The organism is Cobetia sp. AM6 (genome assembly GCF_009617955.1).
In the GTDB taxonomy this organism is placed as follows: Bacteria; Pseudomonadota; Gammaproteobacteria; order Pseudomonadales; family Halomonadaceae; genus Cobetia; species Cobetia amphilecti.
In genome coordinates this window covers 2,790,684-2,803,523 of sequence record NZ_AP021868.1, presented here as the reverse complement: position 1 = coordinate 2,803,523, position 12,840 = coordinate 2,790,684, and the positions used below count along the sequence as shown (strand labels likewise).

Annotated in this window: 9 protein-coding genes; 6 read left to right on the top strand and 3 right to left on the bottom strand. The window is 64.4% G+C overall.

Features of this window, described 5'->3' with window-relative positions; all coding sequences use genetic code 11:
* Window positions 1-6 precede the first annotated feature (6 nt).
* Genes CLAM6_RS11755 through CLAM6_RS11745 form a run of 3 tightly spaced genes read right to left on the bottom strand, consistent with a single transcriptional unit; the run spans window position 7 to window position 2,143 of the window.
* A complete protein-coding gene (locus CLAM6_RS11755; RefSeq protein WP_153636209.1) occupies window positions 7-903 on the bottom strand; it encodes a hypothetical protein in 897 nt (298 codons plus the stop codon).
* Window positions 897-1,685 (bottom strand): YjbF family lipoprotein, encoded by a 789-nt coding sequence (locus CLAM6_RS11750; RefSeq protein ID WP_153636208.1) that lies wholly within the window; start codon window positions 1,683-1,685, stop codon window positions 897-899. Before CLAM6_RS11750 ends, CLAM6_RS11755 begins: the two co-directional genes overlap by 7 nt.
* Window positions 1,685-2,143, bottom strand: coding sequence for a hypothetical protein (locus CLAM6_RS11745; RefSeq protein WP_054556265.1), 459 nt, complete (start codon window positions 2,141-2,143; stop codon window positions 1,685-1,687). The genes CLAM6_RS11750 and CLAM6_RS11745 overlap by 1 nt, the downstream gene beginning before the upstream one ends.
* A gap of 1,451 nt (window positions 2,144-3,594) precedes the next feature.
* Here CLAM6_RS11745 and CLAM6_RS11740 point away from each other — a divergent pair.
* From CLAM6_RS11740 to CLAM6_RS11715, 6 genes are all read left to right on the top strand, one after another.
* Complete coding sequence (locus CLAM6_RS11740) at window positions 3,595-4,794, top strand: polysaccharide export protein (protein ID WP_107336354.1); 1,200 nt, start codon at window positions 3,595-3,597, stop codon at window positions 4,792-4,794.
* Window positions 4,795-4,867: 73 nt separating this feature from the next.
* On the top strand, window positions 4,868-7,231 hold the full coding sequence (locus tag CLAM6_RS11735; protein WP_153636207.1) for a GNVR domain-containing protein: 2,364 nt from the start codon (window positions 4,868-4,870) through the stop codon (window positions 7,229-7,231).
* A 198-nt stretch (window positions 7,232-7,429) separates the two neighbouring features.
* Entirely contained in the window at window positions 7,430-8,725 is a 1,296-nt protein-coding gene (locus tag CLAM6_RS17990) for a sugar transferase (protein ID WP_153636206.1), read from the top strand.
* 2 nt (window positions 8,726-8,727) lie between these two features.
* Window positions 8,728-9,795 carry an EpsG family protein gene (locus tag CLAM6_RS11725; protein WP_131432419.1) on the top strand — a complete coding sequence of 356 codons (1,068 nt, stop codon included), beginning with the start codon at window positions 8,728-8,730 and terminating at the stop codon, window positions 9,793-9,795.
* Window positions 9,792-11,183: a hypothetical protein gene (locus CLAM6_RS11720; RefSeq protein WP_153636205.1), complete on the top strand. Its 1,392-nt coding sequence runs from the start codon at window positions 9,792-9,794 to the stop codon at window positions 11,181-11,183. The genes CLAM6_RS11725 and CLAM6_RS11720 overlap by 4 nt, the downstream gene beginning before the upstream one ends.
* Window positions 11,184-11,328: 145 nt before the next feature.
* The gene (locus CLAM6_RS11715) at window positions 11,329-12,840 is read left to right on the top strand and encodes a polysaccharide pyruvyl transferase family protein (RefSeq protein WP_172978702.1); all 1,512 of its coding nucleotides are present in this window, start codon (window positions 11,329-11,331) and stop codon (window positions 12,838-12,840) included.

Sequence of the window (12,840 nt, the reverse complement as noted above, 5' to 3'; positions counted from 1 at the left end):
CGACGGCTAGCGCGGGGGTGTCGGCAGCTTCGCGGCGTCCAGCTGCCAGCTCTGGCAGGCATGGCCCGGCAGGCGGCTGGCAAGCCAGGCCGGTAGCGCCTCGTTCACCCACTGCTGCGCGGTGTCGATGCCCGGCGTGCTGATCACCACGCTGGCGCCGGGGGCAACGGGCAGGTCGGCATCGCCGCTGGTCAGACGATTCCAGCTCGCCACCGGGCGGGTCAGCACCTGGCCCTGTGGCGTCACCAGGCTGACCTCGACGGCTGGCCCGATGCCGCCGGCAGCGGCGCGCTCGTCGATCAGCGCGTCCAGGCTGAGATTCGGCGTCCACTTGCGCTCGTGAACGCCGGTGGCGTCCAGAATCACCACGCTGCGCGGCGCCTGACAGGCACCGACCACCATGCCCGGGGCGATGCGAATCGCCTGCGGGCCATCGCGCATGTCGCGGCGCGGGTCGAGCTGACCCGGCAGGCGTGCCGCCACGGCGTCAGTGTCCGGCGCGCGGCCCTGCTCGACATAGGCCTGCCAGGCCTGCAACGCCTCGGCGTAACGCGCCTGCGGGCTTTCGTCCTTCGCGCCGACGGCGTAGCGCGCCGCGATCAGTTCGAGCTCGGCGCTGACGCGGTTGGCCCGCGCGGCCATCTGCTGGCGAATCAGCGGCGTGCTGACGAAGCTGTAGCGCCAATCCAGCGCTTTTGACGGCGCCAGGCCATCCCATTGCGCCTGCAGCACCTGACTGGCCAGCGGCGTGCTCGCGGCGCTGAACGGCAGCGGGGTGTCATCGGCGCTCGACAGGGGCGCGGCCAGCAGTGTGCTCAGCCCGAGTGGCAGCAGGCGGGCGGCGCTGTTCAGACGGGCCAGTGATGACAGACGGGCCAGCGATGAGAAGACGGGGATCACCATGCCTTGGCGACCTCCCAACCGAACCGCGGGCCATCGGGCCAGGCCGTCATGTCGGCCGCCCAGACGCGATTCTCGTCGCGCCACAGGTCATTGCGCGTGGTGCTGCCGTCGTCCCAGCTCAGAATCTCGCGGCAGTGCTGCAGCGGCAGTTCTGCCAGCGGCAGCGAATAGGGGGCGGCGGCCTCGCATTCGAGTCGCGCCGTGGCCTCGTGTACCTGCATCACGGCGACGTCGTCCTGGCGCTGGCTGCCGGTGGAGGCGGCATCCTGACGCTCCAGCCGACGCGGGTAGGGGGACAGCGCACTGACACTGACCTGATAGGTCGTGCCACTGGCCATCAACCAGGCCGGACGCGCCAGAGCGCGCCCGGTAGTACTTTGCTCACGCCTGTCTGCCACATCACGCGCAAAGCCTGAAGTGGCGGACAGGACGCCATCGCGCAATTCGAGGATGCCGCGGTCGCGACTCTCGAAACGCGCGATGCGCCCATTGCCTTCCAGCGTCGCCAGAACCACCAGCGCGGTGCTGTTGGCATGCTTCAGCTTGAGGGAGGCATAGGGCAGCTCGCTGGCACGTGTGGCGTCAAACTCGTCCTTGCCCATCACGTCACCGAGCGAATTCGAGACGATCTGGGCACAGCCGGAAAGCGACACCAGGCACGCGAGGGTGCTGAAGGCCGCCAACGACCTGCTGCGCAGAGCACGGGTGACCACCGAGGTAGCCGCCGTGCCCCACGCAGGGCTTGAGAACGTGAAGCGTTGCGTCGCACGTGCTGTCTTCATCAGCGAGTCCCGGTTGAACCAGTGGTGCCGGTTGTCCCGGTGGTACCAGTCGTGCCGGTGCCGCCGCCGACGGTGCCGGTGGCCGCACCTGCAGCGACGCTGCCGCTGCTGGCGCTCGGCGTCACGCTGCCGGTGGCATTCTGGCTGGCAGTACCGGTGCCGGCTGCGCTACCTGTCGGCACAGTGCCGGTAGTGCCAGTGGTGCCGGTCGTGCCGGTCGTGCCAGTGGTGCCGGTAGTCCCGGTCGTGCCGGTGGTACCAGTAGTCCCAGTCGTGCCGGTGGTACCTGTCGTGCCGGTAGTCCCAGTCGTGCCGGTGGTGCCAGTCGTGCCGGTAGTCCCAGTCGTACCAGTCGTGCCGGTCGCACCCTGAGGCGCTTCTTCTTCCGCGATGGCATTGCCAGCGAGAAGCAGGGCACCTGTCAGGCCGATGATGGCTCCGAGATGTGTCTTGCGCATGGATAACTCTCCTTGATGAGCATTGTCGGCGGTCAGCCGACCAGGGAGGGATGTCAGACCACGATGTGATGACTCAAGGACTGAGGCATCGGCGTCGAGGCTGCCAGCAGATGCTGGCGATCATCCAACCCTGCTGCTGAAGATATCGATAGAGGAGAAGAGCGCCGTCCCTGACACCATCCCTGGCATCCTCCGTGGCGCGACCTCGTCCTGAGGTGTTCCTGTCATGACCGTATTCCCTGGTCATGCGCTTGCCGAAATTCATCGTTGCGCCTTGCTGTCTGCGCCTGACAGTCCTGTCAGGTGTCAGCCGCTGAGCGGTTGATGCAGGAAGTCCTTCTCCACACAGACACAAAGCCGATGAGTCTTGGCAAAGCGAGGCTCATGTTAACGAGAATATGTGAACTGTCTAGCGTGAAGCCTTGCGTATTATTCGCGTTGATCGCTTGAGGATTATTTATGTAAAAAAGAGTAATTGGGGTGTGGATGATTGGCGACGTGACTGTCGATGTTCCACCGGGCGCTACGCCAGACGGGGTCCGCGTGGCGACTGGAATCCTGCGCTTGAGTGTGTCGCATTGCCGACGAAATGGGGCTTGGGGTGTCTGCCATCGGCAACGCGTCTTTCGTGGAAGTGGCGACATCGAGCGTACTTTCGGCGCTACAAACCAATGTTTTTATTGGATTTTTGTAACAGAGCGCTGATTGGCGGGAGGCGTGTATCAGGTAAAATGCACGGCAGACAGGGTTTGGTCACCTTGCCAAAAACGCCACGAATGGCGTGATCCAATGCACGGCGATGCCGCGGCATTGGTGTTACTGATTCAGCGGCAGATCCTCTGGCAGCTCCATGGGTCGTGGGCTGTGGTCGAAAGAGGTGTGCCGTATTTCGGTAAAAAAACTACAGAAAGTTTGCTCTGCAATGGCGCTGAAGATATTGCCCAAATGACAGCAAGAGTGGCATGAAGGCCGCCATGCAGAGAGTGGTGTCAGAGCCGCAAGTGGAAAGCACATTGAATGCACCTGCCGTCTGAGCATCGTCGGTTGCGGTTCAGGGTCGTGTTTCGTACATCTTGAGCGATGCGCCTACATTCTGACTGGGGATGACGGCGGGATATGACAAGCCATGTGCATGATTCATATGGCGGAAATATCGCTGTAAGCGTTGCGGATCACACTGGCGCAGCGTGAATGAGGTCGCAGCAGTCAGTCGAAAAACGCAAGACGCAAGACGCAAGACGCCGAGACCGCCAGGGTCCGGTACCTAAATGCACGAGGGCCCACCCTCGGCAGCCGCGTGACAGCCAGGCAAGGCCGGCGACACGCATGACGCAGCAGGAACTGAAGACGTTATCGAATCCATCCCGGCGGCCATGTGCGGCGGGGGAAGGCGCGATGATCATGGCACTGGGGTGCCGGGTCATCGGGCCTGTCGACTCAACGGACTTCAGATGAAAAATGCACTGATAGCACGACTTCTGGGCGCCAGCTTGAGCATCGGCGCCCTCACCGGGCTCGCCGGGTGCGTCTTCGCCCCCGGTGGCAACATCGACTACGACACCAGCGCTGCGCCGGTGGACGACATCGTCGATGTGGAACCGATCACCTTTGGCCTGATCAAGGCCCAGGCGCGCGCAGACGCCGAATCACGCCAATCCAGTGGCGATGACAAGCAGCGTCGTGAGCTTGAAAAGGCGCTGGCCCAGGAGCTCAACAGCAGCACGCGCGCCAGTCTGGCACCGGACTATCAGTACCGTGTCGGCCCCGGCGACATCCTGACCATCATCGTCTATGACCATCCCGAGCTGACCTTGCCGACGGGTTCCGAGCGCAGTGCGCAGGAAGCCGGCAACGTCGTGCACGCCGATGGCACGCTGTTCTATCCCTATGTCGGTCGCGTCAAGGTCAGTGGCATGACGTTGGACCAGATTCGCCGTGATCTCGGCGAGAAGTTGCAGCCCTACCTGAATGCGCCGCAGATCGACGTCAAGGTCGCCGCCTTCCGCAGCCAGAAGGTACGGATTACCGGCGAGGTCCAGTCTCCCGGCGTGCAACCGATCAGCGATGTGCCGCTGAGCCTGCTGGACGCCATCGCGGCGGCGGGCGGTCTGTCCGAAGACGCCGATTGGCACAACGTGGTGCTCAAGCGCAATGGCGAAGAGACCACCATCTCCCTCTATGAGCTGCTGGCCGAGCGCAATGGCGCCGACGATGAGGCAGGCAATGACCGCCTGCTCAAGGATGGCGACACCCTCTACGTGCCGGATGTCGGTACCCAGAAGGTGTTCGTGATGGGCGAGGTGGACAAGTCCATCAGCCTGCCGCTGGGCAGAAGCCCGATCTCGCTGACCGATGCCATCGCGCGTGCCGGCGGCATCAAGGAAAACTCCGCCGATGCGTCGGGCATCTTCGTCATCCGTCGAGATCGTGAAGACCCCGAGAAGCTGGCCACCGTCTATCAGCTGGATGCGCGCAATTCCACGGCGCTGATTCTGGGCGCGGACTTCGGCCTCAAGCCGCAGGACGTCGTCTATGTCACCGCCGCACCGGTCTCGCGCTGGAACCGTGTGATCACCCAGCTGCTGCCGACGGTGAGTTCCATCTACTACAGCACCGAAATCCAGGACAACCTCGATACCCTCGGCCAGTAAGGCGAGGGGTCGTCAAGGCGTCCCTGCCCGGCACCGCCGTGGCCGGGCAGGACACCAGGAGAGTGACCCAACGATGTCGAACCGCAATTCCCACACCACGCGTCAGGCCTCGGCCAGCGAGTCGTCAAGCGTGCCCGCGCGCACCAGTCTTGATCTCGGCCGCATGCTGGGCCAGCTGTATGACAGCCGTCTGACGCTGGCGCTGATCACCGGCACCTTCACCGTGCTGGCGGTGCTCTACGCGCTGCTGGCCACTCCGATCTACAAGGCCGATGCGCTGGTGCAGGTCGAGGAGGGCGGCGGCAACATGAACCCGCTGCGTGATGTCTCCAGTCTGCTGCGTGGCGAGGCGCCGCCGTCCGAGTCCGAGATCCAGATCATCACCTCACGTCTGGTGCTGGGCGAGACGGTCAAGAAGGAGCAGCTGGATCTGGTGGTCAAGCCGTATCAGTACCCGCTGATCGGCACCTTCCTGCGCACCCACGAATTCGCGCGTCCGAGCTGGCTTGCCGGTTCCAGCATGGTCTGGGCCGGCGAGTCGATCGACGTGGCCAGCCTGGAAGTGCCGGCGGCCTGGGACGATGTGCCGCTGACGCTGGTGTCGTTGGGAGAGGGCGGTGAGTACGAATTGCAGTACGACGGCGATGCGCTGGGCACCGGTGTGGTCGGCGAAGCCTCGCGCTTCGATGGCCCGCTGGGCGAGGTGACGCTCAAGGTCAGCGCACTGGACGCGGCCAGGGGCGCTGAATTCACGCTGATGCATCAGTCGACCCTGGAAGCGACGAATGCGCTGCGTTCACGCTTCGCGGTGGCCGAGATGGGCAAGGAAACCGGGGTGCTGGGCCTGGCGCTGGTTGGCGAAGACCCGCTGCGCACCCAGCAGACCCTGCAGCGCATCACCGAGACCTACCAGCAGCAGAACATCGAGCGTCAGTCCGCCGAAGCCGAGAAGTCGCTCGAGTTTCTCAAGAAGCAGGTGCCGACGGTGCGTGAGCGCCTCGAAGTGGCCGAGAACCGTCTCAATGCCTATCGCGGCAAGAGCGATAGCGTGAATCTGGATCTCGAGACCAAGTCGGTGCTCGAGCAGCTGGTCAATATCGACAATCAGATCAACGAGACCCAGCTGGAAGAAGCGGAGCTGTCCGGCAAGTTCAACCCCAGTCACCCCAACTACGTGGCGCTGCGCAAGAAGCGTGCGGACCTGCAGCAGACCCGCAAGGAGCTGGAGAAGCAGGTTGGTGATCTGCCGGACACCCAGCAGGAAATCCTGCGCCTGGAGCGTGAAGTCGAGGTCAATCAGCAGATCTACGTGCAGCTGCTCAACAAGACCCAGGAAATGAACATCGCCCAGGCCAGCACCATCGGCAATATCCGCATACTGGACGAGGCCGTCGCACAGCCGCATCCGATCAGCCCGCGCAAGGCGATGATCGTGGTGATCGCGACCCTGCTGGGCGGCATGCTCGGAGTGGTCTTCGTGCTGCTGCGCTCCATGCTGCATCGCGGTATCGAGACGCCGTCGGAGCTTTCCGACCTGGGTCTCAATGTCCACGCGACCCTGCCGCTCTCCGAAGAACAGGCACGCCTCAACCGTCGTCTGGCGCGTGGCTTCAAGCGCTTCACCGGGCGTGGTGTCGCCACAGCGGCCAATGACAATGTCGCGCCGGGGCTGCTGGCGATCCGCAATCCGGCGGATCTCTCCATCGAGGGTCTGCGCGGTCTGCGCACCAGCCTGCACTTCGCGATGATGGAAGCCCCCGACAATCGCCTGATGATCTGTGGCCCGAGCCCGGGCATCGGCAAGAGCTTCGTGTCCGCCAACCTGGCCGCCGTCTGTGCCCAGGCCGGCAACCGGGTGCTGGTCATCGATGCCGACATGCGCCGTGGCCATGTCCACCAGAGCATGGCGGGTGTCCAGCACAGCGACGCCGCGCCGGGCCTGAGCGACTTCCTGCTCGGCAAGGCCGACCGCGACAGCATCGTGCGTGGCATCACTGATCCGAGTCTGGCGATGTCCGAGACCGCCTCTGCGGCGCCTGGCGAAGGGGTGGCCGCCAATGGCGCGCCGAGCAACCTGTGCTACGTGGCGCGCGGTACCTCGCCCTCCAATCCGTCGGAGCTGCTGTTGCAGTCACGCTTCAGCGACCTGCTGACGTGGGCCAGCGCCAACTTCGACATGGTCATCGTCGATACACCGCCGATCCTGGCCGTCACCGATGCCGCCATCGTCGGCAAGCAGTGCGGTGTCAGCGTGATGGTGACGCGCTTCATGCATAACTCGCCCAAGGAAATCGAAGCGGCGCTGGAGCGCTTCGCCTCCAGTGGCGTGCACGTCGATGGCGCGATTCTCAATGCCGTCGAGCGCAAGGCCACCACGACCTACAGCTACGGCTACAGCTATCACGATTATCAGTACCAGGGTGGCGCCAAGGGTTAGCGGCCACTTGCATTAGAGCCCGCGAACCCGATGTCCGAGACTGCGTGCCTCGTTGGCAGTGGGGATCGGCAGTCGAGGCGAGAGCCGAGGCAGTACGGGTGAAGCATCGGGTAGCACGCCGTCGAGCGACGGCACCAGCGGCTCCGAGCGTGATGAACGGAACCACAACACGAACGCAAGCCAAGGGGGTAACGGCATATGAATACCACGACGAACCATGCAAGCTCCGGGTTGGAAGGGCGTCAGCGCCACTCCCGCATGTACGAGCGACTGATGTTCAACTCGCTGTGTCAGGTCATCGTCGGTCTGATTCTGGCAGTGGGTGTCCCGCTGCTGCTGATCAATGGCCTGCGCCCGTGGGTCAGCGAGATGCGCATGCACAGTGTCATCGCCGCCAGCGGCGGCTTCCTGCTCGCATTGCAGGCGATTCGTCACATGTCGCGCTACCCCGGCGCCAAGGCGTTCGCCTACGTGCTGCCGGCCATCACCATCAGCTATCTGCTGGCGATGAGCGTACTGATCGCGCTGGATCTGCGCTTCAGCCGCATCGTGCTCGGCAGCTCGTGGCTGGCGGCGATGCTGATCTGCTCCATCGGCTTCTGGGCCGAGCAGCGCACCCGCATCCGCAAGCTGGCCGTGGTGCCCTTCGGTGACTATCGCAGCCTGTTCACCACCCGTGGGGCACGCTGGAACCTGATGCGCGCGCCGGATCTCGGCGAAGAGCGCTACAACGGCGTGGTCGCCGATCTGGAAGCCGACATGCCGGCAGAATGGCAGCGTTTCCTGGCCAACTGCGTGCTGCATCGCATTCCGGTCTATGACGCCAGCGAAGTCCGCGAGTCGCTGACCGGTCGTGTCGAGCTCGATCAGGTGCGTGAGAACAGCTTCGGACAGCTGGCTCCCAACAGTGAATATGAGCTGTTCAAGCGTCTGTTCGACATGCTGGCCGTGCTCGCCGTGGCACCGTTCGTGCTGCCGATCTGCCTGGTGACCGCCGTGCTGATCCGCCTCGATTCACCGGGTGGCGTGTTCTTCGTCCAGGAACGTGTCGGCCAGGGCGGTCGTCCGTATCGCATGTTCAAGTTCCGCAGCATGTGCCACGACAGCGAGAAGACCGGCGCCCAGTTCGCCCAGGCCAATGACATGCGCGTGACCCGCATCGGTCGCGTGATCCGCAAGACCCGCATCGATGAGCTGCCGCAGTTCATCAACGTGCTCAAGGGCGAGATGAGCCTGATCGGCCCGCGTCCGGAGCAGGTCAAGTTCGTGAACGAATTCGCCGAACAGATCCCGTTCTACAACTACCGTCACGTGGTGCGTCCGGGCATCACCGGCTGGGCACAGGTCACTCAGGGCTATGCCTCTGACGCCGACGAGACCCGCGAGAAGCTCGAGCACGACTTCTACTACATCAAGCGCTTCTCCGTGTGGCTCGACCTGCTGATCGTCGGCCGTACCATCAAGACCATGCTGACCGGCTTCGGGGCACGCTGAGCATGCTGACCGTCAGTGGCTATTACGTCGGCTTCATGGCCCTGCTGGTGGCAATCCTGCCGCTGGCCGCCAACGAGCGCACCCGCATGGTGGGTGCCTGGTTGGCCGGTGGGCTGTGTCTGGCGTTCATGGCATTGCGTTACGACGCAGGGTACGACTACTTCTCGTACCGCCAGATGGCCACCTGGCAGGTCGACCTGAGCTTTCTCGAGCCCGCACCTGCTGCCCTGGCACGCATGGCGCGGGCCTGGGGCGAGCCGCAGCTGTTCTTCATCATCACCGCCATCCTCTACGTGTCGTGCTTCGTCTCGGCACTGGTGATGAGCCGTCGCAATCTGGCCTGGTGCCTGCTGTTCTTCGTCTGCCTGCCGCTGATCTATCTGTCGGCCTTCGGGTTCGTGAAGCAGCACGTGGCGATTGCGCTGTTCATGCTGGCGATGGCGTGTCTGGAGCGCGGCATGCGGCTGCCCGCGCTGGTGCTGATGCTCGTCGGTACCAGCTTCCACTACACCCTGGCACTGTATCTGCCCCTGCTGGTGATCTATCCGTTGCTGCGTCGTGCCTACCCGTTCTGGCTCTACCTGGGGCTGCTGCCACTGTGTTTCGTGGCCGGGCCGCTGGCCAAGAGCATTCTCAGTGCGCTGGGCCTCTATGCGCATTATTTCGAGGATTTCTCCGGCGGTGGCGAGAAGCTCTACGTCATCTACCTGTTGATCTGCCTGGGCACCCTGGTGATGTGGAAGCATTTCCGCCTGTCATTGGACCCCTGGGCCTTCAACCTGATGTTCATCGGCGTGGCGCTCTACACCCTGTTCATCACCTACGGTGAGCATGTGGCACGTGCCAGCTATTATTTCCTGCCGTTCGCCATCTTCGTCATCTGTGACGTGATCGAGCACTTCCGCGACAAGCTGTTGCCCAGCCTGATCAGCGGCGTGCTGATGATGGCGCTGTTCTTCATGTCGCTGAAGGTGGCGGCCGGCAATCAGGACCACGATTTCTTGAACAACTACGAGTTCTATTTCCTCAGCGATGAAGCCCTGGTCGTCGGCAACGGAGGCCAGTCATGAGCGAAGCGCTGATCTTCTCGCTGTTCAATCTGATGGCGCGCGGCCTGTCCTCCGCCGCGGGCCTGCTGCTGGCGCGTGCCGTGGCACCGGAGGCCTTCGGTGAATACGCGCTGGCCCTCAACTACGCGGTATTGCTGGGTGTACTGGCGCGCATGGGCGGCAACGAGGTGTTGCTGGTCACCCGCGACGGCGCCAGCGCGTCGGCACTGCGCCGCTGGATGGGCGTCGGTATCTCGCTGTATGCCTTGCTGGCGATCGGCTTCGCTGTCGGCATCGCGCCGCTGCTGGGCCTGTCGGCCTTCATCTTCGCCTTCTGTGCGCTGCGCGCCGCGGCGGAGCAGGTCGGCCTGCAGATGATCAACTCGCGCCTGCAGCGTCAGGAGCGTTTGGGTCGCGTCAATCTGATGACGGTGCTGATCTCGCTGGCGGTGGCGATCGCGGTCGCCTGCGCCGCGGGGCCGGCGCTCTATCATCAGGGCGTCGAGCTTGTGACCGGCGCCGAGTTCAGCGCTGACCTGACCACTCCCGCCGGCATGTTCGGCCTGGCGCCGGTGCCGACCTTCGTGATGGTCAGCGCCATCGCGCTGGTCATCGTGATGGCGCTGGGCATGTGGCTGTCGCGAGATGCGCTGGCGGATGCCCGGGCCGAGGCCGACGCGGCGGCGGGCGATGAGGGCGTGGGGCAAGAGGGTGCAGGCCAGCGTTGCCTGCCGAGCAAGGCCGATTTCGCGCGCGGTCGCGGCTTTCTCTACAACAACCTGATGTCGTTCGCCTACCTGCAGGCCTGGGTGATTCTGGCCGGGCTGGCATTTGCGCCCGCTCAGGTGGCCAGTGTCTCGGTGGTGACCTCCATCGTGTTCGCGCTCTATGTGTTCCCCACCAGCCTGTATCGCTACTACCTGCCCAAGCTGACCCACGGCGATGCGCGCCTCAAGGAGTACCTGGTCATCGCCAGTGGCTTCGCGCTGCCGGTGGCGGGAGGACTGGCGCTGATCGCGCCGTGGCTGGCGGAACACTTCCTGAGCGGCGCCTACCCGCGCCTGACCCTGACGCTGCGCGCCTTCGCGCTGGTCTATCTGGTGCACGCCTTCGTCACCTGCGCCTTCACGCGTCTGGCCGCGCTGCGCCTCAACGGCAAGCGCCTGCTGTGCCAGAGCACCGGCGCCACCCTGGTGGTCGGCGGGGGCCTTGCGATCGCGGCGCTCAATCACTCGCTGGGCAACGCGTCCGGCGACACCGGCAGCCTTCTGGGCGTCGATCTCTACAGCCTCTTCCTGTGTGTGCCGGTCGCCGCCGAAGTGGTGATGCTGGCGATGGCGATCCTCTTCCAGCCATCCCTCTCCCGCGGCGGCAAGGCACACGAAGACAACGCTGCGGCGAGTGCCTGACCGGGCTTCACGAGCGCAGCAGGAATCGGAAGGTCAGCATCTGTGCCTTCCGGTTGATGACATGACGGCGATGCCGGGCATGCAGACACAGCCCTCAGGCATCGCGCGTTCGAATCGCGACATTACGGACAGAAGGACGAACAGCATGGCCAAGATATGCATGACGCACGGATGGCATGACGACAACAAGGGCGACTCCGCCATCCTGATGGGCACCATCGACTTCCTCGATCAGCTGATCGATGCCGAACAGGGCCGCAGCGATGTCTCCGGCGCCGGTGTGGCCAAGGCCGAAGGCCACCGCATCGACATCCTGCCCATCGATGATCAGGTGTTCGCCACCGAGCGCGGCCCGTTCCGCCATATTCGTCGCCGCTACCGTGAACGCGTCACCGTCGGCCAGCCGCTGATGCCGCCGATGCGTGACAAGCTGCGTTTCGTGACCTCGCTGCTTGGCCTGGGCGCCAAGATGATGTTCGGCAAGCAGGGCAGGAGTGGCAACGACATCATCGACGCCGCGGACCTGGTGGTCGTCAAGGGCGGTCATATCTTCCACAACGGCAGCTTCAAGAAGACGCTGTCCTCATGGCTGGCGCTGATCGGCTATCTGGCGCCGGTGATGCTGGCCCGCAAGGCCGGCAAGCGCGTCTTGCTGCTGGGTCACTCCTTCGGCCCGTTCAAGACCCCGGCCCAGGAGCGCTTCTTCCTGCGCACCCTGAGCGATTGCCTGGTGGTCTCGCGTGAGGAAATCACCCACGCCATGACCCAGAAGGCCGACCCGAAGCTGCCGCACGCGCTGCTGGGCACCGACATGGCCTTCGCCATGGCCCCGCGTGCCAGCGACGAGCATGCCGCGGTCAAGGCGCCGAATGGCGTGGCCTCGCCGTACGCCGTGATCACCCTGCGCGACTGGTGGGGCCTGGATCAGCAAGCCTTCGCCGAGCGTGTCGAGGTGCTGTCGCGCTCACTGCTGGAATCCCGCGAGCGTCTGGGCATCGAGCGCCTGCTGGTGGTGCCGCACGTGCTGGGCCCGACCGATATCGAGAATGACCAGCGCATCTCCCAGCTGGTGTTCGATCATCTGCAGAAGGCGTTGGCCACGGCGGGCGGGGAAGACCTCGCCACGCGTATCGAGCTGGTGCAGGGCGACCCGAGCCCGGATGCGCTGGTCGATCTCTACCGCGATGCCCAGTTCCTGGTCGGCACCCGCTTCCACTCGGTCATCTTCGCGCTGATGTCCGGCACGCCGGTCTACGCGCTGTCCTACTGCGGTCCCAAGGCGCCGGGCATCATGCGTGACTTCGGTCTCGGCGACAGCGTGCAGGACATCGAGAACTTCGACCCGGCGCGCATCGTGGCCGATATCGAACAGCTGGTCGCCGACAAGGCCTTCCCGGCGCTGGCCGAGAAGGTCATCGCCGAGAAGCTGGCGATCACCGCCGATATCACGCGTGACTTCCTGCGTCGTGCACCGGGGCGTGCCGGCGTCTGGGGCCAGCGTGAATTGAAGCTCAATGACGCTGCCTTCCCGGCACCGGTGGCCACTGCTGCGCCAGCTGCTGCCGAGGCGGCCGCTGCCGTGGCCGCGGATGCGCCTGCCGGTGACAACAGCGCGACTGCCGCTCATGACAGTGAGCCTGTCGTGCGAGGAGCCTGA